The organism is Pseudomonas fragi (genome assembly GCF_900105835.1).
Classification (GTDB): domain Bacteria; phylum Pseudomonadota; class Gammaproteobacteria; order Pseudomonadales; family Pseudomonadaceae; genus Aquipseudomonas; species Aquipseudomonas fragi.
The window spans coordinates 1,932,707-1,958,521 of record NZ_LT629783.1; the positions used below are offsets into that span (position 1 = coordinate 1,932,707).

Below are 25,815 nucleotides of genomic sequence, written 5' to 3' on the forward strand. Positions count from 1 at the left end.
AATCGCGGGCAAGCCCGCTCCCACAGTAAAAGCGCTGCTATCAGCCAAACGCCTGCTGCAACGCCACCCCTGCGCCGATCAGGCCAGGGTAAGGTGCCGTCACCAGCCACACCGGAATACCCTTGAGGTAGTCACTCATGCAGCCCTTGTCGGCAAAACTGCGGGCAAAACCACTGGCCAGGAAGATATCGGCAAACCGTGGAATCACACCACCGACGATATACACCCCGCCACGCCCGCCAATGGTCAGCACATTGTTGCCCGCCACACGCCCCAGCCAGCAACTGAAATGCTCCAGAACCTGCAGCGCCACAGGATCACCCGCCAAAGCAGCAGCGGTAATGGCGCGGTCACTGTCCAGTACCGGCGTATGGCCATCCACCGCACAAATCGCCCGATAGACCCGCGGCAGGCCGCTGCCGCTCAAAATGCTCTCGGCACTGACATGGCCGATCTCATTGTAGATGTGCTGCCACAACTGCACTTCACGCGGGTTGCTCATGGGCAGGTCAACGTGCCCGCCCTCCCCCGGCAAGGCCATAAACTGGCCCTCGCCGAGGTTGAGCAAGGTGCCCACCCCCAGCCCGGTGCCCGGCCCGATCACGACCGCCGGACGCGTCGGGTCGACAATGCCCGGGCAAACCTGGCGTACGTCTTCGGGCTGCAGGCGGGTCATGCCCAGGGCCATCGCACTAAAGTCGTTGATCAGCAGCAGATTGTCGATGTGCAGCGCCTGGCAAAAGCCCGAACGGCTCAAGCGCCAATGGTTGTTGGTAAAGCGGAACTCATCGCCACTCACCGGGCCGGCAACCGACAGGCACACCGAGCCTACAGAGCCCGGGGCCAGTTGCAGCGTGTCCAGGTACAGCTTGATGGCATCTTCCGGGCAGGCGAAGTCTGCCGTGGGCAACACACTGACCGAATGCAGCTGGTCGTTTTCCCACAACGCAAAACGTGCGTTGGTACCGCCAATATCACCGACCAGAGCGAGCTTCATTTGAGGTTTTCCAGGGACGAGGTAAAGGTGCTCGCGCCCTGCTCGGCCGAACTGAAGGCCTGACGCATAAACGCAAACAACTCACGCCCGGTGCCGACGGCATTATCCAGCGTGCCGACAGCCGGGGTGCGTGCGGCAAATTCTGCCTCATCCACCAGCAGTTGCAACGTACCTTTTACCCCGTCCACGCGAATCATGTCGCCGTCCTGAACCCGCGCCAGCGCGCCGCCAATCGAAGCCTCGGGGCTGACATGAATGGCTGCCGGGATCTTGCCCGACGCGCCTGACATCCGCCCGTCGGTAATCAGTGCCACTTTGAAGCCGCGGTCCTGCAACACACCCAGAAACGGCGTCATCTTGTGCAGCTCGGGCATGCCGTTAGAACGCGGCCCCTGAAAACGCATCACGGCCACAAAGTCGTGCTCCAGCTCGCCGGCCTTGAACGCATCGGCCAGTTGCTGCTGGTCCTGGAACACCCGCGCCGGGGCTTCGACGATCTGATGCTCCGGCGCGACCGCCGAAACCTTCATCACGCCACGGCCCAGGTTGCCTTCCATGACTCGCAGGCCACCCTCGCCAGAGAACGCACGGGCTACCGGGCGCAGGATCGACTCGTCGAGGCTTTCAATCGGGCCTTCGCGCCAGACCAGTTCGCCATCCACCAGGAACGGTTCGCGGGTGTAGCGGCTCAGGCCATAGCCCGCCACCGTGTTGACGTTTTCGTGGAGCAGACCGGCTTCCAGCAGTTCGCGAATCAGGAACGCCATGCCGCCAGCGGCCTGGAAGTGGTTGATATCGGCCTTGCCGTTCGGGTACACGTGGGACAGGGTCGGCACCACCTCGGACAAGTCGGCCATGTCCTGCCAGGTCAGCTGGATACCCGCCGACATGGCAATCGCCGGCATGTGCAGGGTGTGGTTGGTCGAGCCGCCGGTGGCGTGCAATGCCACGATGGAGTTGACCAGCGAACGCTCGTCCACGATCTCGCCCAGCGGCATGAAATCGCCGTTTTGCTTGGTCAGACGGGTAACCTGATGGGCGGCTTCGCGCGTCAGCGCATCACGCAACGGTGTGTAAGGATTAACGAAAGAGGCGCCCGGCAAATGCAGGCCCATGACTTCCATCAGCAACTGGTTGGTGTTGGCGGTGCCGTAGAACGTGCAGGTGCCGGGGCTGTGGTAGGACTTCATCTCCGATTCCAGCAGCTCTTCGCGGCTGGCCTTGCCTTCGGCGTAGCGCTGACGCACGTCGGCTTTTTCCTTGTTGGAAATGCCCGACGGCATCGGCCCGCCCGGCACAAAGATGGTCGGCAAGTGACCAAAACGCAGTGCGCCCATCAGCAGGCCCGGCACGATCTTGTCGCAAATACCCAGCATCAGCGCTGCATCGAACATGTTGTGGGAAAGCGCCACGGCCGTGGACAAGGCAATCACTTCACGGCTCAGCAAGCTCAGTTCCATGCCCGGCTCACCCTGGGTCACGCCGTCACACATGGCTGGCGTGCCACCTGCAAACTGACCCACGGAGCCAATTTCACGCAGGGCTTTTTTGATTTGTTCTGGAAAGTGCTCGTACGGCTGATGCGCCGAGAGCATGTCGTTATATGACGAAACAATTGCCACGTTGGCCGCGTTCATCATCCGCAGGCTGTTTTTATCTTCAGTGCCACACCCTGCCACGCCGTGGGCGAAGTTCGCGCATTGCAGCTTGCCGCGTTGCGGGCCGTCGCCGGCAGCGCCACGAATAAGCGCCAGATACGCCTCGCGGGTGGCACGACTGCGGGCAATAAGACGCTCGGTGACTTCAAGAACGCGGGGATGCATGTGTTGAACTCCAGGCTAACGGATGTGGCGACCTGTGCGTGTCCTATGCTGACCGAAGGGCTCCGGGGAGCGACTTCAATCATTCGGACCCGTTGATTCAGGTCACTCGTTGTAGATAAAACAAAATATTGCCACTTAAATGGCTTGTTTTCTATTTTTATGCGAATAATCTTGTAATTCCAACAACAAATCGATGGCAGGCGCTTTCCATGACTCTACGAATCGCAATCAATGGTTTTGGCCGTATCGGCCGTAACGTCCTGCGCGCACTGTATACCCAAGGCTACCGTCAGGACCTGCAGATCGTCGCCATCAACGATCTGGGTGACAGTACGATCAATGCCCATCTGCTCAAATACGACACGGTTCATGGCACGTTCGACGCCAATGTCGAACACGATCAGGAAAGCCTGACCGTCAATGGTGACCGCATCAGCGTGACCGCCATTCGCAATCCGGCCGAACTTCCGTGGGCGGCACTGAACATCGATGTGGTGTTTGAATGCACAGGTTTGTTCACTGAACGCAGCAAGGCACAAGCGCATATTACCGCTGGCGCCCGTAAGGTGATTATCTCCGCTCCCGGCAAAAATGCCGATGCGACGGTGGTCTACGGTGTCAACCACGACATTCTGCGCCAATCCCATCAAATTATTTCCAATGCTTCCTGCACCACCAACTGCCTGGCACCGGTGGCGCAAATCCTGCACCGCGAGTTCGGCATTGAAAACGGCCTGATGACCACCATCCATGCCTACACCAATGACCAGAACCTGACCGACGTCTACCACTCGGATCCGTACCGCGCACGTTCGGCCACCCAGAACATGATCCCGAGCAAAACCGGCGCCGCCGAAGCCGTGGGCCTGGTATTGCCCGAACTCGCCGGCAAGCTCACCGGCATGGCCGTGCGGGTACCGGTGATCAACGTGTCGCTGGTCGACCTGACCATTGAACTCAAGCGCGAAACCACCGCAGCTGAAGTCAACGCGCTGTTCAAGGAAGCCGGCCAGCACTCCAAAGTACTGGGTTACAACACCCTGCCGCTGGTATCGAGCGACTTCAACCACAACCCGCTGTCGTCGATTTTCGATGCCAATCACACCAAAGTCAGTGGCAAGCTGCTTAAAGTGCTGGCTTGGTACGACAACGAGTGGGGCTTCTCCAACCGCATGCTTGATAACTGCCTGGCGCTGCACAACGCGGAGTGACGCGATGATCGGTATCAGCTTCACCACGGCCACCCTGGCGGCGCGCAAGCGCATCGCCCTGGTGGCCCATGATCACTGCAAGGGCTTTTTGCTGGACTGGGCCGAGCGCCATAAAGCGCAGCTCAGCCAGCATGACCTGTGCGCCACCGGCACCACCGGGCTGCTGCTGGGCCAGCGCCTGGGGTTGCCGATCGAAAGCATGATCAGCGGCCCCCTGGGCGGCGATCAGCAAGTGGGGGCGCGGATCGCCGAGCAGCGGGTCGACATGCTGGTGTTCTTCTGGGATCCGTTTGAGCCCCAGCCCCACGACCCGGACATCAAGGCATTGCTGCGGGTTGCGGCAGTGTGGAACATCCCCGTGGCGTGCAATGAATGCAGCGCCGACTACCTGCTCAGCAGCCCTTTGATGAGCCAGCCCCACGAACACCGCATCCCGGACTACAGCGCGTACCTCAAGGGCCGTGCCTGAATCTGGCATCTATTGTGTAGCAGCTGCCGAAGGCTGCGTCCGGCTGCGATGCAGTCGTGGAATCATGTTATGCGGTGGTTCAGACATACCGTGCATTCAGGATTTACGGTCGCTTCGCAACCGAACGCAGCCTTCGGCAGCTGCTACAAGATAATCACAGCTTTGCAAAACATTACTTGACCAATAGCACAGATGATAAGCATTATCATTCGCTCAAAATCGGTCGGGTAGCACTGTGAGCCAGTCCCACTTCAATCAAGTCTTCCTTACCCAACGGGTATCCCTGCTGCGCACGCTGGAGCGGATGGTCAACAACCACAGCACCGCCGAAGACCTGCTGCAGGAGACTTACCTGCGCGTAACCCGGGCCTTGAGCGAGCGTACCGTCGAGCACCTTGAGCCCTTTGTGTTCCAGACCGCACGCAATCTGGCACTGGACCACCTGCGCGCCCGGCGCATCCAGTCACGCACCGTGGTCGAAGATGTGCCCAGCGAGGTTATCGAAGGCGTTGCCTCCCCCCTCAGCACCCCCGAAGAAGCCCATCAAGCCGCGCAATTGCTGGAGCGCCTGAGTGTGAGCCTGAGCCAGTTAAGCGCCCGTCAACAACGGATTTTCATCCTCAGCCGCCTGCACGGCTGCAGTTATCAAGAGATTGCCGAAGAGCTTGACGTTTCCTTGAGCACGGTTCAAAAGGAACTCAAACTGATCATGGCAATCTGCATCGGGGTAGCCGACAGACTCAATCGCCCTTAACCTTGACCGGCGATGCCTGTAAGAACGCTCTGAAACTGCCAAGGAACATCCGTGACGGACACTCACAAATCTGCCGTGCCAGAACTGGCGCACGACGTGCTGCAGGACAGCGCCATGGATCAGGCTCTGGACTGGCTGATTACCCTTGAGTGTGCGAGCGACGAACAAAAGCGCGCCTTCGAAACCTGGCTCAATGCCGACCCTGCCCATGCCCAGGCCTTTGCCAAGGCCAACGCGATCTGGAACGGCGAACCGCTTTTGGCCGCCGCGCAAAACCTGCAAATCCGCCGCACGCCCAGCCTGCTGCGGCGCATCGGGCGGCACTGGAAGCACCTGGCAACCGCCGCAGTGGTGATTATCAGCGTCGGCAGCTACAGCAATGTCCCGTTACGCCTGCAAGCCGATCACCTGACCGTGGTGGGCGAGCGTCAGCGCCTGCAACTTGAAGACGGCTCCAAAGTGCTGCTTAACACCAACTCGGCGTTTTCCAGCAAGGTGGTCAATGCCCAGAGCAGCGCGCGCCTGTATCAGGGCGAAGCGTACTTCGAGATCCCCGCCGATCTGGAGTTCCCGCTGGTACTCGACGCCGGCCCCGTGCGCGTCAGCGTGCGCGACACCGCCTTTGCGGTGAGCTACCTCAACGGCGAGGCGCAGGTGCGGGTGCAACGCGGCGATGTCGATTTACGGGTCAATAGTGCCGGCGCACAAATGCGCCTCTCGGCCGGTAACAGCGTGCGCATTGGCCCCAACGGCTTCAGCAAGACCGCCCGGCTCAACCCCCAGACCGACCTGGCCTGGGTACAGGGGCGCCTGGTGTTTGAAAACTGCCCGATGGGCAAGGTGCTGGACGAAGTGCGGCGCTACTACCCCGGCTGGATCGTCAACAACAACGACAAACTCGCCAACGTGGCAGTCACCGGCAACTACCGGCTGGATCAGCCGCTGGATATCGTCCGTTCACTGGCCCACATCACCTCAAGTAGCCTTTCAGAATTTCCGGCTTTGGTAATTCTTAATTAAAAGTAGGTTTTTTTACTCGATAGCCTAAGGTCATACGTCTCGTTGTAGTCAATGCAACTGATTCGCATTTTGAGTCAGCTTCGCAACTATAAAAGATTCGTTCACCACGGAGCGCTATCAATGCCCACTCGTTTCAACAGCCGGACCTCATCCAACGCCCGCAAGGGCGGTTTGCAGCAGTGCACGTTGTCGTTGTTGACCGCCGCCATGCTTCTGGCCGGTGTACAGGCGGCTCCAGTCCTGGCGGCGACCGATGAGCAGCCGGCGACGCGCTCCGTGGGCAATTACAAGTTTGCGATCTCCCAGCAGCCACTGGCCTCTGCCCTGAATGACTTCAGCGCTGTCACCGGCTGGCAGGTCGGCCTGCCGGCAGAGCTGGCGCAGAATGTGTCCTCGCCCGGTGTACGCGGCTCGCTTACCCCGGAAAAAGCCCTGGACCGCCTGTTGATCGGCACCAACCTGGGCTACCGCAAACTGGCCAGCAACAATATCGTGCTGGAAAAGCGCAGCAGCTCCACCGGCACCCTGGCCCTGCAACAAGTGACCATCAGCGCCACCCGCCAGGAGCAGGACGTTAACTCGGTGCCCAGCACCATTACCGTCCATGACCGCCAGGATATGGACCGCGATAACGTCAACACCATCAAGGACCTGGTGCGCTATGAGCCGGGTGTCTCGGTAGGCGGCGCCGGCCAGCGTGGCGGCATCAGCAACTACAACATCCGCGGCATCGACGGCGACCGGATCCTGACCCAGGTGGACGGCGTCGAGATCCCCAACTCGTTCTTCAACGGCCCGTACGCCAAGACCCAGCGCAACTACGTCGACCCGGAAATCATCAAGCGCGTCGAAATCCTGCGTGGCCCGGCGTCCGTGCTGTACGGCAGCAATGCCATCGGCGGCGCCGTCAGCTACTTCACCCTCGACCCCAATGACATCATCAAGCCGGGCCAGGACGTCGGCGCCCGCCTCAAGGCCGGCTACAGCTCGGCCGATCGCAGCTGGCTGAAATCCGGTACCGTGGCCGGCCGCTCCGGCGACTTCGACGGCCTGCTGCACCTGAGCCAGCGCGACGGCCATGAAACCGAGTCCTACGGCGATCACGGCGGCACCGGCCTGTCCCGCACCGCGGCCAACCCGGAAGACACGAAAACCACCAACGTACTGGCCAAGCTGGGCTGGAACTACAACGATGACGACCGTCTGGGCTTCACTTACGAGAAGTACAAGGACCGCCTCGACATCAATGAAAAAAGCGCGGTCGGTGGCCCGTTCAACAATGGCCAGCCGCTGGGCATGTACCTGTCGCGCAACGGCAAGGACACCATCAGCCGCGAGCGTTTCGGCCTGGAAAACAGCATGGCGCTGGACACCGCCGTGGCTGACCACTTCAAGTGGAGCCTGAACTACCAGATCGCCAAGACTGACCAGAACACCCTGGAAGACTACTTCCCCTTCAGCCGTCATGTGATGCGTTCGCGCAACACTACCTACGAAGAAAAAACGTGGGTCCTGGATGCCCAGGCAGACAAGGCTTTCCATATTGCTGACACCGATCACCTGCTGACCTACGGTGCCACTATCAAGCACCAGAAAGTCACCGGTTCGCGCAGCGGCTCGGGCACCTGCCTGGCCGTCGGCAGTGGTTGCACCGCCGTAGGCGCCGACAGCCCGAAAGACTATCTGGTCAAGTCCAGCGACTTCCCGGACCCGACCATCAACACCTACAGCCTGTTCGCCCAGGACCAGATCAGCTGGAACAACTGGACCTTTATGCCGGGCCTGCGCTACGACTACACCAAGCTGACGCCGCATATCACCCAGGAATTCCTCAACACCGTCAACAGCGACCAGAAAGGCACCGTCAGCGATGACGACAAAACCTGGCATCGCCTGTCGCCAAAACTGGGCATCACTTACGCGTTCAACGACAACTACACCTGGTACGGCCAGTACGCCGAGGGTTTCCGCACCCCGACCGCCAAGGCGCTGTATGGCCGCTTTGACAACCTGCAGGCGGGCTACTCGGTAGAGCCGAACCCGGACCTGGAACCGGAAAAAAGCAAAAGCTACGAGACCGGCCTGCGCGGCAACTTTGACGCTGGCTCCTTCGACGTGGCGGTGTTCTATAACAAATACCGCGACTTCATCAATGAAGATGCCATCACCCCCGGTTACGACGATCTCAAGTTCCAGGCCAACAACATCAAGCACGCCACCATCAAGGGTGCCGAGGTCAAGGGCCGCTTGAACCTGGACGCTTTCGGCGCGCCACAGGGCCTCTACACCCGTGGTTCGGTGGCTTATGCCCACGGCCGCAACGAAGACACCGGCCAGCCGATCAACAGCGTCAACCCGCTGACCGCCGTCATGGGCCTGGGCTACGAGCAGCAGAACTACGGCGCACTGGTGAGCTGGACCCTGGTCAAGAGCAAGGATCAGGTTGACGACACCAGCTACTTCGCCCCCGATGGCACCAGCAAGCAGTTCAAGTCGCCGGGCTATGGCGTCGTCGACCTGACCGGCTTCTATAAAGTCACCAAGGACGTCACCGTCAACGCCGGCCTGTACAACCTGACCGACAAGAAATACTGGAACTGGGATGACGTGCGCGGCTACGACAGCGTGGGTGAAGCCGGCGTGCTGAACCCGGCCAATATGGAGCGCTTGACGGCTCCGGGCCGCAACTTCTCGATCAACCTGGTATGGGATATCTGATCGACCCATCTCATTGCGCAGGCTTTTGCTCTGCGCAGTGAGGATTTTTTACTGTGATGCGTCTTCCTGATCGTCTAGTTACAAAGCGCATCTCATTCTCAAGGATATTTTCATGACCACTGCTGATTCCGCATCACGCCCGGCCTTGCGTTCCCAACGTCTGAACCAGATCACCAACGAGCCGCATCAAAAGCTCGACGCACTGGTCAAGGCACACAAGCCATTTGATGACGTGGCCAGCTTCGCCCGCTTTGTCGTGGCCCAGTACCTGTTCCAGTCGGAACTCAAGGCGCTGTACACCGACCCGGCCCTGAAACAAATCGTCCCTGACCTGCCAGAGCGCTGCCGCGCCGAGCAAGCCAAGGCCGACCTGGCTGACCTCAACACCGAAGTGCCTGCCCCGGTTGCCGGTGCAGTCAACGCGCCAAGCAAGGCCGAAGCCCTGGGCTGGATCTTCGTATCCGAGGGTTCCAAGCTGGGCGCTGCGTTCCTGATCAAGCGTGCCGTGGGCCTGGGCCTGAGCGACACCTTCGGTGCCCGTCACCTGGGCGAGCCTGCCGGTGGCCGTGCCGAAGGCTGGAAAAGCTTTATCCGCACCCTCGACGGCCTGGAACTGACTGCCGAAGAAGAAGCCGACCTCGACAAAGGTGCAGTAGCGGCCTTTGAGCGTTTTACCGTATTACTGGAACACGCCTACGCTGCTCAGCCAGAACTGGCTTAAGCTGACAGGCCCGGCCAGCGCACGCTGGTCGGGTGTCCTTTTATGCGTCCTGAGCTTATGACCCGCCAAACCCGATCTTCGTCGAAAATCGCCCGAATCCTGTTCGGCTTGCTGGCTTATGTGAGCCTGGGCATTGGCCTGATCGCCATCGTGATTCCCGGCCTGCCCACTACCGAATTCATTCTGCTCGCCGCCTGGGCTGCGACCAAAAGCTCCCCGCGCCTGAGTGCCTGGTTGGAGAACCACCGCCTGTTCGGGCCGATCCTGAGCAACTGGCGCAACGGCAAGATCATCAAGCGCAACGCCAAGATCAGCGCCACCGTGAGCATGCTGCTGTGTGCCGGGTTGATGCTGTATGTGCTGGATCACAACTGGCCAGTGTTCCTGGCGATTGCCGGCATGAGCATGGGTAACCTGTGGATCTGGTCGCGGCCAGAGCGCTTGCCAAGCCCTTCGTAGCAGCTGACGAGCCTGCGAGGCTGCGTCCGGCGGCGAAGCCATCGTAAAACCAGAATACCGCTTTAACCTGACACGACGAAGTTGCCTGATTTACGACGGCTTCGCCGCCGAACGCAGCCTCGCTCCGCTCGTCAGCTGCTACGAAAGACACATCACAAGGATATTGCCCCGCTATACAGCGCATACGCCGCCGCCACTGCCGTGATCACCACCATCGCGAAAATCACCTTCTCCCACGGCTTGAACAGCACTTGACCCTGCTCGCGCTTGGCCTTGGCAAAGAAGAAAACCCCCGGGGCATACAGCAACGCCGAGAGCAGCAAGTACTTGGGCCCCGCCGCATACAGCAGCCACATCGCATAGATCAGTGCCACAGCGCCCACCAGCAGGTCCTTGACCCGCCGCCTGCCAGCCCGCTCGTAGGTCTCGCCCCTCACGCACAGCAACACCGCATAGGCGGCCGACCACAGGTACGGCACCAGGATCATCGATGACGCCAGGTAGATCAGGCTGGTGTAGGTGCCCGCAGACACCAGGGTGATCACCAGAAAAATCTGGATCATCGAGTTGGTCAGCCACAGGGCATTGACCGGCACATGGTTAGCGTTTTCCTTTTTCAGGAACGCCGGCATGGTGTTGTCCCGCGCCGTGGCATAGAGGATCTCGGCACACAGCAGTGCCCACGACAGCAGCGCCCCCAACAGCGAGATCGCCAGGCCGATACTGATCAGGATCGCGCCCCACTCCCCCACCACATGCTTGAGTACCCCGGCCATCGACGGGTTCTGCAGATTGGCCAGCTCAGGCTGACTCATGATCCCCAGGGACAGCACGTTCACCAGCACCAGCAGGGCCAGTACGCCAAGAAAGCCGATAACCGTAGCCTTGCCCACATCCGAGCGCTTTTCTGCACGCCCTGAATACACGCTGGCCCCTTCAATGCCGATAAATACGAAGACCGTGACCAGCATCATGTTGCGCACCTGGTCCATCACGCTGCCCAGGCTCGGCGTTTGTGTACCCCAGAAATCCCGGGTGAAAATATCCGCCTTGAAGGCCACCGCCGTGAGCACGATAAACATCACGATAGGGACGATTTTGGCCACGGTGGTCAACTGGTTGATAAACGCCGCTTCCTTGATCCCGCGCAGCACCAGGAAATGCACGCCCCACAGCAGCAACGATGCGCAACCGATGGCCATTGGCGTGTTGCCCTGGCCAAACACCGGAAAAAAATAGCCCAGGGTGCTGAAGAGCAGTACGAAGTAGCCGACGTTGCCCATCCAGGCACTGATCCAGTACCCCCAGGCAGACGAGAAGCCCATGTAGTCACCAAAGCCCGCCTTGGCGTAGGCATACACCCCCGAGTCGAGTTCCGGCTTGCGATTGGCCAAGGTCTGGAACACAAAGGCCAGCGCCAGCATGCCCACTGCGGTGATTGCCCAACCTATCAACACGGCACCGCCGGCAGCATGCTCGGCGATATTTTGTGGCAACGAAAAAATCCCGCCGCCAATCATCGAACCCACAACCAACGCGATCAGGGCGTTGAGCCTAAGCTTTTGCGTCTGTTGCGACATCGTCACCTCGCCGAACTGCCAAGTTAAAACTCATGAATATCAGGCTACAGATGTTCACTGACTAAATATATGCACGCCCCACACGTTTAATAGATCGACGCAATAAGCCTGCGCTCCCTGATAAGCATTTTGCCTATTGAAACCTAAAAAACCGTTCATATATAGGTGACGATTTAATTTCATGGAGGGGTTCATGAAACTTGAAGATGACATTTGCAAATCTGGAAATACTGGCTAGCTTCAATCCCCACGACACCGTGGGTAACGAACGTATTAATACCTGAAAACATCTCTGGAGTAAGGCTTTCAGGAAGCGTCATAAAAATGCGTGATCGCGACCTTCCCCGCTCTATCAACAATGGAATGTAGTAATGCCCTGATCTATGTCAAATGGCTTAAATATCAATGGACTTAACTTTGAAGCCTCACTTCTCCTAGATTGGAGTCACTACAAATGTCTGATACTCCTGGAAAACTGCGACTGGGTGCGTTGGTTGCTCTGGTAGTCGGCTCAATGATTGGCGGCGGTATTTTTTCGCTGCCACAAAACATGGCCGCCAGCGCTGATGTCGGTGCAATCCTGATCGGTTGGGCAATTACCGCAGTCGGTATGTTGACCCTCGCTTTTGTGTTCCAGACCCTCGCCAATCGCAAACCTGACCTGGACGGCGGCGTGTATGCCTACGCCAAGGCCGGGTTCGGCGATTACATGGGTTTCTCGTCTGCCTGGGGGTATTGGATCAGTGCCTGGCTGGGTAACGTCGGCTACTTCGTACTGCTCTTCAGCACCCTGGGTTACTTCTTCCCGATCTTCGGCGAAGGCAACACCCCGGCGGCCATCATCGGCGCCTCGATCCTGCTCTGGGCCGTGCATTTCCTGGTACTGCGCGGGATCAAGGAAGCAGCGTTCATCAACCTGGTAACCACCGTTGCCAAGGTCGTGCCGCTGGTGCTGTTTATCCTGATTGCCCTCTTCGCGTTCAAACTGGACATCTTCACCAGTGACATCTGGGGCGTGAAAAACCCGGATCTGGGCAGCGTGATGGACCAGGTGCGCAACATGATGCTGGTCACCGTATGGGTGTTCATCGGTATCGAAGGCGCAAGCATCTTCTCTTCCCGTGCCGAAAAACGTTCGGACGTGGGTCGGGCCACCGTGATCGGCTTTATCACCGTGCTGCTGTTGCTGGTACTGGTGAACGTGCTGTCGCTGGGCATCATGACTCAGCCTGAACTGGCAAAACTGCAAAACCCTTCGATGGCGGCCGTGCTTGAGCATGTGGTCGGTCACTGGGGTGCGGTACTGATCAGCGTCGGCTTGATCATCTCGCTGCTGGGTGCCCTGCTGTCCTGGGTACTGCTGTGCGCAGAGATCATGTTCTCGGCGGCCAAGGACCACACCATGCCGGCCTTCCTGAAAAAGGAAAACGCCAACCATGTACCGGTCAACGCCCTGTGGCTGACCAACGCGATGGTGCAACTGTTCCTGATCATCACCCTGTTCTCGGCCAGTACTTATCTGTCGCTGATCTACCTGGCGACCTCGATGATCCTGGTGCCTTACCTCTGGTCTGCAGCCTACGGCTTCCTGCTGGCGGTACGCGCCGAGACTTACGAGAACGCCCTGGCAGAGCGCAAGAAAGACCTGATCATCGGCGGTATCGCGCTGATCTACGCCATCTGGCTGATCTATGCCGGCGGCCTCAAGTACCTGCTGCTCTCGGCCCTGCTGTACGCACCTGGCGCGATTCTGTTCGCCAAGGCCAAGCGTGAAAGTGGCCAACCTGTATTCACCAACATCGAGAAAGTGATTTTTGCCGCAGTCGTGATCGGCGCCCTGGTGGCTGCCTATGGTCTCTACGACGGCTTCCTGACCCTGTAACAACCTGTTTGTGTACTTTGGAGGATGACTGTAATGACCACGGAAAAAGTGAAATACGGCGTGCATTCCGAAGCCGGTAAGCTGCATAAGGTTATGGTGTGTTCCCCAGGCCTGGCTCACCAGCGCCTGACCCCAAGCAACTGCGATGAGCTGCTGTTCGATGACGTGCTGTGGGTCAACCAGGCCAAGCGTGACCACTTCGACTTCGTCACCAAAATGCGCGACCGCGGCATCGATGTGCTGGAAATGCACAACCTGCTGACCGATATCGTTGCCATTCCAGAAGCCCTGGACTGGATCCTAGACCACAAAGTGACCCCCAATCAGGTGGGTGTGGGCCTGGTCAACGAAGTCAAATCCTGGCTCAAAAGCCTTGAACCGCGCCAAATTGCCGAGTACCTGATCGGCGGCGTGTCGGCAGACGACCTGCCGGACAGCTTTGGTGGCAAGACCATCCAGATGTTCCGTGACTTCCTCGGTCACACCAGCTTTATCCTGCCACCGCTGCCCAACACCCAGTTCACCCGTGACACCACTTGCTGGATCTACGGTGGCGTGACACTGAACCCGATGTACTGGCCGGCGCGTCGTCAGGAAACCCTGCTGACCACCGCGATTTACAAGTTCCACCCCGAGTTCACCAACGCCGACTTCCAGATCTGGTACGGCGACCCGACGGTGGACCACGGCAACGCCAGTCTTGAAGGTGGCGACGTAATGCCAATCGGCAACGGCGTGGTCCTGATCGGCATGGGCGAACGGACTTCGCGCCAGGCCATCGGCCAATTGGCACAAAACCTGTTCAAAAACGGCGCCGTAGAACGGGTGATCGTGGCCGGTATGCCCAAGTCCCGCGCGGCGATGCACCTGGACACCGTGTTCAGCTTCTGCGACCGCGACCTGGTGACCATCTTCCCGGAAGTCGTGAACCAGATCGTTGCGTTCTCGGTATACCCGGACGACAAGAAACAGGGCGGCGTGGACGTACGACGCGAGGAAGGCCACTTCCTCGACGTGGTAGCCAAGGCCCTGGGCGTGAAAAAACTGCGTGTCGTCGAAACTGGCGGCAACTCGTTCGCGGCAGAACGCGAGCAGTGGGATGACGGTAACAACGTGGTGGCTCTGGAGCCTGGCGTCGTGATCGGTTACGACCGCAACACCTACACCAACACCCTGCTGCGCAAGGCTGGCGTTGAAGTCATCACCATCAGCGCCTCCGAACTGGGCCGCGGCCGTGGCGGCGGTCACTGCATGACCTGCCCGATCATCCGCGATCCAGTCGACTATTAATAAACCCATTTGATTGCTTGCCCTGGCCCCTAAAAGGGGCAGGGCAAGCCGGTTAACCCGAAACCAAGGAGATCACCATGGCTTTTAACATGAAAAACCGCAGCCTTCTGAGCCTGGTGCACCACACACCACGTGAGTTGCACTTCCTGCTCGATCTGTCCCGCGATCTCAAGCGCGCCAAGTACACCGGTACTGAAGAGCCGCACTTGAAAGGCAAAAACATTGCGCTGATTTTCGAAAAAACTTCGACCCGTACCCGTTGTGCATTCGAAGTGGCCGCCCACGACCAGGGTGCGCACGTCACCTATATCGACCCTGTGTCTTCGCAAATCGGCCACAAAGAAAGTATGAAAGACACCGCCCGCGTTCTGGGCCGCATGTTTGATGCCATCGAATACCGCGGCTTTGAACAAGCCGTTGTCGAAGAGCTGGCCAAGTACGCCGGTGTTCCGGTATTCAACGGCCTGACCGCTGAGTTCCACCCGACCCAAATGATCGCCGACGTGCTGACCATGCGCGAACACAGCGACAAGCCGCTGCACGACATCAGCTACGCCTACCTGGGCGATGCCCGCAACAACATGGGTAACTCGTTGCTGCTGATCGGCGCCAAACTGGGCATGGACGTGCGTATTGCCGCACCAAAAAGCCTGTGGCCAGAAGAGTCGTTCGTTAAGCAGTGCCAGGAATTCGCCAAGGAAAGCGGTGCCAAAATCACCCTGACCGAAGACCCTAAAGCTGCGGTCAAAGGGGTGGACTTTATCCACACCGACGTTTGGGTATCGATGGGCGAGCCGGTTGAAGCCTGGAACGACCGCATCAAGCTGCTGCTGCCATACCAGGTCAACAGCGACATGATCAAAGCGGCAGAAAACCCACGCGTGAAGTTCATGCACTGTCTGCCTGCGTTCCACAACTGTGAAACCAAAGTCGGCAAAGACGTGGCCGAGCACCATCCAAACCTGAAAAACGGCATCGAAGTGACCGAGGAAGTGTTCGAGTCCCCAGTCAACATCGCCTTTGAGCAAGCTGAAAACCGCATGCACACCATCAAGGCGATTCTGGTCGCGGCACTGGCTGATATCTAAGCCTGGCCACGGTAGTCATGTGAACCCATGACTACCGTGGGAGCGGGCTTGCTCGCGATGCAAACACCTCGATCCGTCTGATGCACCGAGGCGATGCCATCGCGGGCAAGCCCGCTCCCACCCACGCGGCTCCCACACTTTTAAAAGGACATCTTCTATGCGTATCGTCGTTGCACTGGGCGGTAACGCCCTCTTGCGTCGCGGCCAGCCCATGACCGCCGAGAACCAGCGCGAAAACATCCAGACCGCTACCGCCCAAATCGCCCGCATTGCCCACGGCAACGAACTGGTCGTGGCCCACGGTAATGGCCCGCAAGTCGGCCTGCTGTCCCTGCAAGCCGCCGCCTACACGGCCGTCGCCCCTTACCCGCTGGACGTGCTCGGTGCTGAAACCGAAGGCATGATCGGCTACATGATCGAACAGGAACTGGGCAACCTGCTGCCACAGGAAGCCGCGTTTGCCACCTTGCTGACCCAGGTTGAAGTCGACCCCAAGGACCCGGCTTTCCAGAAGCCGACCAAGCCGATCGGCCCGGTCTACACCGAAAGCGAAGCCAAGAGCCTGGCCGCCGAAAAAGGCTGGAGCATTGCTCCGGACGGCGACAAGTTCCGCCGCGTGGTGCCTAGCCCGAAACCCAAGCGCATCTTCGAAATTCGCCCGATCAAATGGCTGCTGGAAAAAGGCACCATCGTGATCTGCGCGGGCGGTGGCGGCATCCCCACCATGTACGGCGAAGACGGCAAGCTGCGCGGCATTGAAGCGGTGATCGACAAGGACCTGGCGTCCTCGCTGCTGGCCCAGCAGCTGGACAGCGACCTGCTGGTGATCGCCACTGACGTGAATGCGGCGTTTATCGACTGGGGCAAGCCAACCCAGAAAGGCATCTCCCACGCCCACCCCGACGAGCTGGAAAAACTCGGCTTTGCCTCGGGCTCGATGGGCCCTAAAGTTGAAGCTGCTTGCGAGTTTGCGCGTAAAACCGGCAAGACCGCAGTGATCGGCGCACTGGCGGATATCGAAGCAATCGTTCAAGGTAAGGCCGGTACTCGGGTCAGCACCGAAAAACCGGGTATCACCTACTTCTGAACCCCGGGGCAGGCCTCGGGGCCTGCCCTTTTCCCATTGCACCAAGGAGTACCCTATGGCCTCGTTCGAACCCGGTCACCTGCATATCCATCGCGAACCGCTGCAACCGAGCGACTTTGGGTATGACATCAAGATCGATTACCAGGTCGTTCAGGATCCCAAGGAAGGCAAGTCGATGCAGTTCGACATGCACGGTCAGATCAACCAGAAGGAGTTCAAGGAGTCCTTCACGCTGCCCAAGGACATGGCCTACAACTTTGCCCATGATGCATTCCAGATTGCCGTGAAACATGGCATTCCCAAAACCGCTGACATCCGCTCGATGCACGGTTACTACGACAAGATGTTCGCCGACGTAATGGCCCAGCTCAACCACAAGCCGGGCGACCCGATCAAGCTCGACCATCTGGACTGATTCAGCCACTGGCTGATGGCTGCACTTTTGTGGGAGCGGGCTTGCCCGCGATGCAAACACCTCGATTGATCTGATGCACCGGGGTGATGCCATCGCGAGCAAGCCCGCTCCCACGGAATTTCACCTATCCCCCCCACCAAGGCATACTGGCCATCCCTGCTGGCCATAAATGTTTGCCGTTCCCATGCGTATCCATGTCAGTTTTATCGACCGTGTTGGCATCACCCAGGAAGTCCTGGCATTGCTGGGCGGACGTAACCTCAATCTGGATGCGGTGGAAATGGTCCCGCCCAACGTCTATATCGACGCACCCACCCTCAGCCCGCAAGTACTCGACGAGCTGCGCGAGGCGCTGTTCGGCGTCCACGGCGTGCAAGCGGTAACGGTGGTCGACATCCTCCCCGGCCAGCGCCGCCACCTGCAGCTGGACGCCCTGCTCGCCGCCATGACCGACCCGGTACTGGCGCTCGACAGCGAGGGCCATGTGCTGCTGGCCAACCCGGCGCTGGTGGCGCTGTACGGCCACGAGCCGACCGGCGAAAGTATCGGCCAGTTGTTCAGCGACCCCGGCCTGCTCGACGTGCTGCTGGAAAACGGCTTTCGCCTGCCTCTGCGCGAAGTGACCCTCAACGGCCACCCGCTGATGCTCGATGCCACGCCGATCACCGATGCCGGCGCCCTGCTCACCCTGTACCAGCCAAGCCGCATCGGCGAGCGCCTGGCAGCGCTGCACCACGATCACGCAGAAGGCTTTGACGCCCTGCTGGGTGACTCCCCTGCCATTCGCACCCTAAAAGCCCGTGCGCAGCGCGTGGCGGCGCTTGATGCGCCCTTGCTGATCCAGGGCGAGACCGGCACCGGCAAAGAGTTGGTGGCCCGCGCCTGCCATGCCATCAGCGACCGCTTTGGCGCACCCTTCCTGGCCCTCAACTGCGCGGCACTCCCGGAAAACCTGGCCGAAAGCGAACTGTTCGGCTATGCCCCCGGCGCCTTTACCGGCGCGCAACGCGGCGGCAAGCCGGGGTTGATGGAACTGGCCAACAACGGCACGGTGTTTCTCGACGAAATCGCTGAGATGTCACCCTACCTGCAAGCCAAGCTGCTGCGCTTTCTCAATGACGGCAGCTTTCGCCGGGTGGGCGGCGAGCGTGAGGTCAAGGTCAATGTGCGCATCCTCAGCGCCACGCACCGCAATCTCGAAAAAATGGTCAACGAAGGCACCTTTCGCGAAGACCTGTTCTACCGCCTCAACGTGCTCAATATCGAAGTGCCGCCCTTGCGCGAGCGCGGCCAGGATATTTTGCTGCTGGCCCGCGCCTTTATGCAGCAGGCCTGCACCCAGATCCAGCGCCCGGCTTGCCGCCTGGCCCCAGGCACTTACCCGGCGCTGCTGGGCAACCGCTGGCCCGGCAACGTGCGCCAGTTGCAGAACGTGATCTTTCGCGCCGCCGCCATCTGCGAGGGTTCGCTGGTGGATATTGGCGACCTGGATATCGCCGGCACCTCGGTGGCCCGGCAAAACGACGGCGAGGTCGAGACCCTGGAACACGCCGTCGAAACCTTCGAAAAGGCCCTGCTGGAGAAGCTCTACGTCAGCTACCCCTCCACCCGCCAATTGGCCAGCCGCCTGCAGACTTCCCACACGGCCATCGCCCATCGCCTGCGCAAATACGGTATTCCGGGCAAAGCCTGACGGACACAAAACCTTGTAGCCGCTGCCGAAGGCTGAGTTCGAGCGCGAAGCGGTCGTAAAACCGGGATCTGCGGTGCATATGAAACACCGCGATTGCTGATTTTACGACTGCTGCGCAGCCGAACGCAGCCTTCGGCAGCTGCTACGGAATTTGTGCTCCCGTTCATTGGCAGCCGCAAACCTTGTATCGAATTCACTCCACCGGAACGAATTCGATACACACCCTCTCCAGCCATGCTGCGCAAGGCTTTGATCCTCTTGGATTTTTTCATGCCGCAAAGACTGTAGCGATTTCGCTACACAGCCCTTTGCCAGAGCGTTCCGAATACACCTTAAGCCATTGATAAATAAAGATATTTATAAACTGGCAACCATCTTGCAATGAACTCCGGCATAAGCTCGATCTGCACGAGCATTTACCTGTGACCACCAGACATGTCTGGCCCTGAGGAGTTTCCATGAGCGAATTGCGTTTTACTGAAGACCACGAATGGCTGCGCACCGAAGCCGACGGCAGCGTAACCGTGGGGATTACCGCGTTTGCGCAAAACGCTCTGGGTGATGTGGTGTTTGTGCAACTGCCCGAGCTGCAGGCCTACGACAAGGGCGCAGAAGCCGCTACTGTCGAATCGGTCAAGGCTGCCAGCGGCGTCTACATGCCCCTGGACGGTGAAGTGCTCGAAGTGAACCCGGCGCTCGACAGCAGCCCGGAGCTGGTCAACGAAGACCCGTTGGGTCAAGGCTGGTTCTTCCGCTTCAAGCCCGCCGATGCCAACGCTGTAGGCCAATTGCTCGATCAGGACGCCTACGACCGCCTGATCAAAGCCCAAGACGACAACTGAGAAGCCCGCCATGACCATCAATCTCAGCACTGCCAATGAATTTATCGCGCGCCACATCGGCCCGCGCCAAGCCGATGAGCAGGCGATGCTCGCCACTCTGGGCTTTGATTCCCTGGAAGGCCTCAGCGCCAGCGTGATCCCGGACAGCATCAAGGGCACCAGCGTGCTCAACCTGCCCGCCGGGCAAAGCGAAGCCGACGCCCTGGCTTCGATCAAGGCCATCGCAGCCAAAAACCAGCTGTGCAAAACCTATATCGGCCAGGGCTACTACAACTGCCACACGCCTTCGCCGATCCTGCGCAACCTCCTGGAAAACCCTGCCTGGTACACCGCCTACACGCCCTACCAGCCGGAAATTTCCCAGGGCCGTCTCGAAGCGCTGCTCAACTTCCAGACCCTGATCAGCGACCTCAGCGGCCTGCCGATCGCCAACGCCTCGCTGCTCGACGAAGCCACCGCCGCTGCCGAAGCCATGACCTTCTGCAAACGCCTGAGCAAGAACAAAACCAGCCACCGCTTTTTCGCCTCCAGCCACTGTCACCCGCAAACCCTGGACGTGCTGCGCACCCGTGCCGAGCCACTGGGCATTGAAGTAGTGGTTGCCGACGAGCGCGAAGTGAGCGACGTATCGGTCTTCTTCGGCGCCCTGCTGCAATACCCGGCGAGCAACGGTGACGTGTTCGACTATCGCGAACTGGTTGAGCGCTTCCATGCCGCCAACGCCCTGGTGGCCGTAGCCGCCGACCTGCTGGCCCTGACCCTGCTGACCCCGCCGGGCGAGTTCGGCGCAGACGTGGCCATCGGCAGCGCCCAGCGTTTTGGCGTGCCACTGGGCTTCGGTGGCCCGCACGCGGCCTACTTCGCCACCCGCGACGCGTTCAAGCGCGACATGCCGGGCCGCTTGGTCGGTGTGTCGGTTGACCGTCACGGCAAGCCGGCACTGCGCCTGGCCATGCAAACCCGCGAGCAACACATCCGCCGCGAGAAGGCCACGAGCAACATCTGTACCGCCCAAGTGCTGCTGGCCAACATCGCCAGCATGTACGCCGTGTACCACGGCCCCAAAGGCCTGAGCCAAATCGCCCGACGCATTCACCAGCTGACCGCGATCCTGGCCCGGGGCCTGAGCGATCTGGGGCTGAAGGTCGAGCAAGAGCAGTTCTTCGACACCCTGACCCTCAACACCGGTGACAACACCGCCGCCCTGCACACCAAGGCGCACGCTCAGCGGATCAACCTGCGTATCGTCGACAACCAGCGCCTGGGCCTGTCGCTGGATGAAACCAGCAGCCAGTCCGACGTCACCGCACTGTGGGCGTTGCTCGCCGCAGACGGTCAGACCCTGCCGGACTTCGACGCACTGGCCGCCAGCGTAACGGGCACCCTGCCCGCCGCCCTGCTGCGCCAGTCGCCGATCCTCAGCCACCCGGTGTTCAACCGCTATCACTCCGAAACCGAGCTGATGCGCTACCTGCGCAAGCTGGCCGACAAGGACCTGGCGCTGGACCGCACCATGATCCCGCTGGGCTCGTGCACCATGAAGCTCAACGCTGCCAGCGAAATGATCCCGGTCACCTGGGCCGAATTCGGCAACCTGCACCCGTTCGCGCCTGCCGAGCAGAGCCAGGGCTACCAGCAACTGACCACCGAACTGGAAGCCATGCTGTGTGCGGCCACCGGTTACGACGCCATTTCCCTGCAACCGAACGCCGGTTCCCAGGGCGAGTACGCCGGCTTGCTGGCCATTCGTGCCTATCACCATAGCCGTGGCGAAGAGCGCCGCGACATCTGCCTGATCCCGTCCTCGGCCCACGGCACCAACCCGGCCACCGCCAACATGGCCGGCATGCGGGTGGTGGTCACTGCCTGTGACGCTCGCGGCAACGTCGATATTGAAGACCTGCGCGCCAAGGCCATCGAGCACCGCGACCACCTTGCCGCATTGATGATCACTTACCCGTCGACCCACGGCGTGTTCGAAGAAGGCATCCGCGAAATCTGCGGCATCATTCATGACAACGGCGGCCAGGTGTACATCGACGGCGCCAACATGAACGCGATGGTGGGCCTGTGCGCACCGGGCAAGTTCGGCGGCGACGTGTCCCACCTCAACCTGCACAAGACCTTCTGCATCCCCCACGGCGGTGGCGGCCCGGGCGTCGGCCCGATTGGCGTCAAGTCGCACCTCACGCCGTTCCTGCCGGGTCATGCGGCAATGGAGCGCAAGGAAGGCGCGGTGTGCGCAGCGCCGTTCGGCAGCGCCAGCATCCTGCCGATCACCTGGATGTACATCCGCATGATGGGCGGCGAAGGCCTCAAGCGCGCCTCGCAGCTGGCCATCCTCAACGCCAACTACATCGCCCGCCGTCTTGAAGAGCACTACCCGGTGCTGTACTCGGGCAGCAATGGCCTGGTGGCCCACGAATGCATCCTCGACCTGCGCCCGCTCAAGGAAACCAGTGGCATCAGCGTCGATGACGTGGCCAAGCGCCTGATCGACTTTGGCTTCCACGCCCCGACCATGTCGTTCCCGGTGGCAGGCACGCTGATGATCGAGCCGACCGAAAGCGAGTCCAAGGAGGAACTGGACCGCTTCTGTGACGCCATGATCTGCATTCGTGAAGAGATCCGCGAAGTTGAGAGCGGCGGCCTGGACAAGGAAGACAACCCGCTGAAAAACGCCCCGCACACCGCTGCCGAGATGGTGGGCGAATGGACCCACCCGTACAGCCGCGAGCAGGCGGTGTACCCGGTAGCGTCCTTGATCGAAGGCAAGTACTGGCCACCGGTCGGTCGCGTCGACAACGTATTTGGCGACCGCAACCTGGTGTGCGCGTGCCCGTCGATCGAAAGCTATCAGGAGGCGTAAGCAGCCGGGTCATGGAGATCTGATGTGGGAGCGGGCTTGCTCGCGATACAGGCAATGCGGTTTTGCAGCCACAGCGCAGTGATGCTATCGCAGGCAAGCCAGCTCCCACAGAGATCGAAGTTGCATTACACAATAAGAAACCGGAGAACCCCATGTCTTTAAGCGTGTTCGACCTGTTCAAGATTGGCATCGGCCCCTCCAGTTCCCACACCGTCGGCCCCATGCGTGCTGCTGCGCGTTTTGCCGAAGGTCTGCGCCGTGATGAGCTGCTGCAAGCCACAGCCTGCGTAAAAGTTGAACTCTATGGCTCCCTCGGCGCCACCGGCAAAGGCCACGGCAGCGACAAGGCCGTTTTGCTGGGGCTTGAAGGCGAGCACCCGGACACCGTCAACACCGAAACCGTGGCCGAGCGACTGGCCGCGATTCGCAGCAGCGGGCGCCTGAATCTGCTGGGCGAACACCCCATCGATTTCATCGAAAAATCGCACTTGGCGATGATTCGCAAACCCCTGCCCTACCACCCCAACGGCATGATTTTCCGTGCTCTGGATGCCGCCGGCATTCAGATCCGCAGCCGCGAGTACTACTCGATCGGCGGCGGCTTTGTGGTGGATGAAGGCGCGGCAGGCGCCGACCGCATCGTCGAAGACAGCACCGTGCTGAAGTACCCGTTCAAAACCGCCAAGGACCTGTTGCGCCAATGCGTCACCCATCACCTGTCGATCAGCGAAGTGATGATGGCCAACGAAAGCGCCTGGCGCCCCGAAGCCCAAACCCGCAGCGGCCTGCTGAAAATCTGGCAGGTGATGCAGGACTGCGTGAGTGCGGGCTGTCGCAATGAAGGCATTTTGCCCGGAGGCCTGAAGGTCAAGCGTCGCGCCCCGGCGCTGCACCGCCAGCTCTGTTCCAACCCCGAAGCAGCGTTGCGCGATGCGCTGTCGGTACTGGACTGGGTCAATCTGTATGCGCTGGCGGTGAATGAAGAAAACGCCAACGGCGGACGCGTGGTCACGGCACCGACCAATGGTGCGGCCGGGATCATTCCTGCCGTGCTGCATTACTACATGCGCTTTATCGGCGGCGCCAATGAGGACGGCGTGGTGCGGTTTCTGCTCACTGCCGCCGCCATCGGCATTCTGTACAAGGAAAACGCCTCGATCTCCGGTGCCGAAGTCGGCTGCCAGGGTGAGGTCGGCGTGGCCTGTTCGATGGCCGCCGGCGCGTTGTGCGAGGTGCTGGGCGGCAGCGTTCAGCAGGTCGAAAACGCTGCCGAGATCGGCATGGAGCACAACCTCGGCCTGACCTGCGACCCGATTGGCGGCCTGGTGCAAGTGCCCTGCATCGAGCGCAACGCAATGGGCTCGGTCAAGGCCATCAACGCCGTGCGCATGGCCCTGCGTGGCGACGGCCAGCACTTTGTCTCACTGGACAAGGTGATCCGCACCATGCGCCAGACCGGCGCCGACATGAAAAGCAAATACAAGGAGACCGCCCGCGGCGGTCTCGCTGTCAACATTATTGAGTGCTGATTTTCAAGGAGTCTCGAATGTCCACCGAACAACTGCTTAAAACCCCGCTGCACGCACTGCACCTTGAACTGGGCGCGCGCATGGTGCCGTTTGCCGGCTATGACATGCCCGTGCAGTACCCGCTGGGGGTGATGAAAGAGCACCAGCACACCCGTGAACAAGCCGGCCTGTTCGATGTATCGCACATGGGCCAGATCCGCCTGACCGGCGCCGACGCGGCCAAGGCCCTGGAAGCGCTGGTGCCGGTGGATATCATCGACCTGCCGGTGGGCATGCAGCGCTATGCCATGTTCACCAATGAGCAGGGCGGCATCCTCGATGACCTGATGGTCGCCAATCTGGGCAATGACGAGCTGTTCCTGGTGGTCAACGCCGCCTGCAAGGACCAGGACCTGGCCCACCTGCGCAAGCACCTGGGTGCCCACTGCCAGATCCAGCCGCTGTTTGAACAACGCGCCCTGCTCGCCCTGCAAGGCCCGGCAGCGGTCAACGTGCTGCAACGCCTGGCACCGCAAGTGGCCAACATGACCTTTATGCAGTTTGCCCCGGTGACCCTGCTGGGCGCGGACTGCTATGTCAGCCGCTCGGGCTACACCGGTGAAGACGGCTTTGAGATTTCAGTACCCGCCGAGCGCGCCGAAGAACTGGCCCGCCGCCTGCTGGCCGAGCCCGAAGTGCAGGCCATCGGCCTCGGCGCACGGGACTCGCTGCGTCTGGAAGCCGGTCTGTGCCTCTACGGCCACGACATGAACGACACCACCACGCCAATCGAAGCCAGCCTGCTCTGGGCCATCTCCAAGGCCCGTCGTGCTGACGGCCCGCGGGCGGGTGGTTTTCCGGGTGCCGAAAACATCTTTGCCCAACAGCAAAACGGCGTGGCGCGCAAACGCGTCGGCCTGTTGCCCCAGGAGCGCACCCCGGTGCGTGAAGGCGCAGAGATTGTCGATGCCGAAGGCACAGTGATCGGCACAGTGTGCAGCGGCGGCTTTGGTCCGACCCTGGGCGCGCCTTTGGCGATGGGTTATGTGGATCTGGCATTCACCCCTGTGGACACTGAAGTGTGGGCGATCGTGCGGGGCAAGCGCGTACCAATGAAAGTGTCGAAGATGCCATTTGTCGCACAACGTTATTACAGAGGCTAACTTCAACTGTGCAGTTGCATGTTCACGGTGCAGGCGGCCATGCAACTGCCACATAACAGGGCAAACTTTCGATAGTGAAAACTGTCTTTAATACGCGAAAATAATTGAACACTTCTATAACGTCAGGTTCTTTGCCACTGCCTTAAGCGCATTAAAAAATCGCCTGCGCACGTCGTATTTAAGGGGCTTGTTTTTTTAATTGCAGTTTCGTAGAGTTTGCCCACTG

20 protein-coding genes are annotated in these 25,815 nt (G+C 60.2%); 17 read left to right on the forward strand and 3 right to left on the reverse strand.

Annotation, left to right across the window (positions count from 1 at the left end):
* Positions 1-40 precede the first annotated feature (40 nt).
* Both BLU25_RS08795 and edd read right to left on the reverse strand, forming a co-directional pair.
* On the reverse strand, positions 41-997 hold the full coding sequence (locus BLU25_RS08795) for a glucokinase (protein WP_016782071.1): 957 nt from the start codon (positions 995-997) through the stop codon (positions 41-43).
* Positions 994-2,820 (reverse strand): phosphogluconate dehydratase, encoded by a 1,827-nt coding sequence (gene edd / locus BLU25_RS08800; protein WP_016782070.1) that lies wholly within the window; start codon positions 2,818-2,820, stop codon positions 994-996. The genes BLU25_RS08795 and edd overlap by 4 nt, the downstream gene beginning before the upstream one ends.
* A gap of 209 nt (positions 2,821-3,029) precedes the next feature.
* On the opposite strand from edd, the gene gap reads away from it, so the two are divergent.
* The 7 genes from gap to BLU25_RS08835 all read left to right on the forward strand — a co-directional run bounded on the left by gap (position 3,030) and on the right by BLU25_RS08835 (position 10,172).
* The gene (gene gap / locus BLU25_RS08805) at positions 3,030-4,031 is read left to right on the forward strand and encodes a type I glyceraldehyde-3-phosphate dehydrogenase (RefSeq protein ID WP_016782069.1); all 1,002 of its coding nucleotides are present in this window, start codon (positions 3,030-3,032) and stop codon (positions 4,029-4,031) included.
* A gap of 4 nt (positions 4,032-4,035) precedes the next feature.
* Positions 4,036-4,500, forward strand: coding sequence for a methylglyoxal synthase (locus BLU25_RS08810; protein ID WP_016782068.1), 465 nt, complete (start codon positions 4,036-4,038; stop codon positions 4,498-4,500).
* Positions 4,501-4,735: 235 nt separating this feature from the next.
* Positions 4,736-5,254 (forward strand): RNA polymerase sigma factor, encoded by a 519-nt coding sequence (locus tag BLU25_RS08815; protein ID WP_029611555.1) that lies wholly within the window; start codon positions 4,736-4,738, stop codon positions 5,252-5,254.
* A gap of 51 nt (positions 5,255-5,305) precedes the next feature.
* Positions 5,306-6,274: a FecR family protein gene (locus BLU25_RS08820; RefSeq protein WP_016782066.1), complete on the forward strand. Its 969-nt coding sequence runs from the start codon at positions 5,306-5,308 to the stop codon at positions 6,272-6,274.
* Between the two features lie 120 nt (positions 6,275-6,394).
* Positions 6,395-8,992, forward strand: a complete 2,598-nt coding sequence (locus BLU25_RS08825; RefSeq protein ID WP_016782065.1) for a TonB-dependent receptor — start codon at positions 6,395-6,397, stop codon at positions 8,990-8,992.
* 112 nt (positions 8,993-9,104) lie between these two features.
* Positions 9,105-9,713 carry a biliverdin-producing heme oxygenase gene (locus BLU25_RS08830; protein ID WP_016782064.1) on the forward strand — a complete coding sequence of 203 codons (609 nt, stop codon included), beginning with the start codon at positions 9,105-9,107 and terminating at the stop codon, positions 9,711-9,713.
* 57 nt (positions 9,714-9,770) lie between these two features.
* On the forward strand, positions 9,771-10,172 hold the full coding sequence (locus BLU25_RS08835; RefSeq protein ID WP_016782063.1) for a YbaN family protein: 402 nt from the start codon (positions 9,771-9,773) through the stop codon (positions 10,170-10,172).
* Between the two features lie 152 nt (positions 10,173-10,324).
* Here BLU25_RS08835 and arcD (BLU25_RS08840) read toward each other — a convergent pair whose 3' ends face one another.
* Complete coding sequence (gene arcD / locus BLU25_RS08840) at positions 10,325-11,752, reverse strand: arginine-ornithine antiporter (RefSeq protein WP_016782062.1); 1,428 nt, start codon at positions 11,750-11,752, stop codon at positions 10,325-10,327.
* Positions 11,753-12,206: 454 nt separating this feature from the next.
* Here arcD (BLU25_RS08840) and arcD (BLU25_RS08845) point away from each other — a divergent pair, with 454 nt between their 5' ends.
* The 10 genes from arcD (BLU25_RS08845) (at position 12,207) to gcvT (ending at position 25,589) form a co-directional block, all read left to right on the forward strand.
* Positions 12,207-13,634 (forward strand): arginine-ornithine antiporter, encoded by a 1,428-nt coding sequence (arcD, locus tag BLU25_RS08845; RefSeq protein WP_029611554.1) that lies wholly within the window; start codon positions 12,207-12,209, stop codon positions 13,632-13,634.
* Positions 13,635-13,667: 33 nt separating this feature from the next.
* Positions 13,668-14,924 carry an arginine deiminase gene (gene arcA / locus BLU25_RS08850; RefSeq protein ID WP_016782060.1) on the forward strand — a complete coding sequence of 419 codons (1,257 nt, stop codon included), beginning with the start codon at positions 13,668-13,670 and terminating at the stop codon, positions 14,922-14,924.
* Between the two features lie 77 nt (positions 14,925-15,001).
* Positions 15,002-16,012: an ornithine carbamoyltransferase gene (locus BLU25_RS08855; protein ID WP_016782059.1), complete on the forward strand. Its 1,011-nt coding sequence runs from the start codon at positions 15,002-15,004 to the stop codon at positions 16,010-16,012.
* Between the two features lie 157 nt (positions 16,013-16,169).
* Positions 16,170-17,099 carry a carbamate kinase gene (gene arcC / locus BLU25_RS08860; RefSeq protein WP_016782058.1) on the forward strand — a complete coding sequence of 310 codons (930 nt, stop codon included), beginning with the start codon at positions 16,170-16,172 and terminating at the stop codon, positions 17,097-17,099.
* A 55-nt stretch (positions 17,100-17,154) separates the two neighbouring features.
* Positions 17,155-17,514, forward strand: coding sequence for a DUF5064 family protein (locus BLU25_RS08865; protein WP_016782057.1), 360 nt, complete (start codon positions 17,155-17,157; stop codon positions 17,512-17,514).
* A gap of 184 nt (positions 17,515-17,698) precedes the next feature.
* Entirely contained in the window at positions 17,699-19,207 is a 1,509-nt protein-coding gene (locus BLU25_RS08870; RefSeq protein ID WP_083369863.1) for a sigma-54-dependent transcriptional regulator, read from the forward strand.
* A gap of 458 nt (positions 19,208-19,665) precedes the next feature.
* Entirely contained in the window at positions 19,666-20,049 is a 384-nt protein-coding gene (gene gcvH, locus BLU25_RS08875; RefSeq protein WP_016782056.1) for a glycine cleavage system protein GcvH, read from the forward strand.
* A 10-nt stretch (positions 20,050-20,059) separates the two neighbouring features.
* Positions 20,060-22,918 carry an aminomethyl-transferring glycine dehydrogenase gene (gene gcvP, locus BLU25_RS08880; RefSeq protein ID WP_016782055.1) on the forward strand — a complete coding sequence of 953 codons (2,859 nt, stop codon included), beginning with the start codon at positions 20,060-20,062 and terminating at the stop codon, positions 22,916-22,918.
* Positions 22,919-23,070: 152 nt separating this feature from the next.
* Positions 23,071-24,447 carry an L-serine ammonia-lyase gene (locus BLU25_RS08885; protein ID WP_016782054.1) on the forward strand — a complete coding sequence of 459 codons (1,377 nt, stop codon included), beginning with the start codon at positions 23,071-23,073 and terminating at the stop codon, positions 24,445-24,447.
* A 17-nt stretch (positions 24,448-24,464) separates the two neighbouring features.
* Entirely contained in the window at positions 24,465-25,589 is a 1,125-nt protein-coding gene (gene gcvT, locus BLU25_RS08890; RefSeq protein ID WP_016782053.1) for a glycine cleavage system aminomethyltransferase GcvT, read from the forward strand.
* Positions 25,590-25,815 lie beyond the last annotated feature (226 nt).

What these genes read in the sequence shown, in the direction of transcription:
- BLU25_RS08795 (WP_016782071.1), bottom strand. Translation starts at nt 997, where the DNA reads ATGAAGCTCGCTCTGGTCGGTGATATTGGCGGTACCAACGCACGTTTT.
- edd (WP_016782070.1), bottom strand. Translation starts at nt 2,820, where the DNA reads ATGCATCCCCGCGTTCTTGAAGTCACCGAGCGTCTTATTGCCCGCAGT.
- gap (WP_016782069.1), top strand. Translation starts at nt 3,030, where the DNA reads ATGACTCTACGAATCGCAATCAATGGTTTTGGCCGTATCGGCCGTAAC.
- BLU25_RS08810 (WP_016782068.1), top strand. Translation starts at nt 4,036, where the DNA reads ATGATCGGTATCAGCTTCACCACGGCCACCCTGGCGGCGCGCAAGCGC.
- BLU25_RS08825 (WP_016782065.1), top strand. Translation starts at nt 6,395, where the DNA reads ATGCCCACTCGTTTCAACAGCCGGACCTCATCCAACGCCCGCAAGGGC.
- BLU25_RS08830 (WP_016782064.1), top strand. Translation starts at nt 9,105, where the DNA reads ATGACCACTGCTGATTCCGCATCACGCCCGGCCTTGCGTTCCCAACGT.
- BLU25_RS08835 (WP_016782063.1), top strand. Translation starts at nt 9,771, where the DNA reads ATGACCCGCCAAACCCGATCTTCGTCGAAAATCGCCCGAATCCTGTTC.
- arcD (WP_016782062.1), bottom strand. Translation starts at nt 11,752, where the DNA reads ATGTCGCAACAGACGCAAAAGCTTAGGCTCAACGCCCTGATCGCGTTG.
- arcD (WP_029611554.1), top strand. Translation starts at nt 12,207, where the DNA reads ATGTCTGATACTCCTGGAAAACTGCGACTGGGTGCGTTGGTTGCTCTG.
- arcA (WP_016782060.1), top strand. Translation starts at nt 13,668, where the DNA reads ATGACCACGGAAAAAGTGAAATACGGCGTGCATTCCGAAGCCGGTAAG.
- BLU25_RS08855 (WP_016782059.1), top strand. Translation starts at nt 15,002, where the DNA reads ATGGCTTTTAACATGAAAAACCGCAGCCTTCTGAGCCTGGTGCACCAC.
- arcC (WP_016782058.1), top strand. Translation starts at nt 16,170, where the DNA reads ATGCGTATCGTCGTTGCACTGGGCGGTAACGCCCTCTTGCGTCGCGGC.
- BLU25_RS08865 (WP_016782057.1), top strand. Translation starts at nt 17,155, where the DNA reads ATGGCCTCGTTCGAACCCGGTCACCTGCATATCCATCGCGAACCGCTG.
- BLU25_RS08870 (WP_083369863.1), top strand. Translation starts at nt 17,699, where the DNA reads ATGCGTATCCATGTCAGTTTTATCGACCGTGTTGGCATCACCCAGGAA.
- gcvH (WP_016782056.1), top strand. Translation starts at nt 19,666, where the DNA reads ATGAGCGAATTGCGTTTTACTGAAGACCACGAATGGCTGCGCACCGAA.
- gcvP (WP_016782055.1), top strand. Translation starts at nt 20,060, where the DNA reads ATGACCATCAATCTCAGCACTGCCAATGAATTTATCGCGCGCCACATC.
- BLU25_RS08885 (WP_016782054.1), top strand. Translation starts at nt 23,071, where the DNA reads ATGTCTTTAAGCGTGTTCGACCTGTTCAAGATTGGCATCGGCCCCTCC.
- gcvT (WP_016782053.1), top strand. Translation starts at nt 24,465, where the DNA reads ATGTCCACCGAACAACTGCTTAAAACCCCGCTGCACGCACTGCACCTT.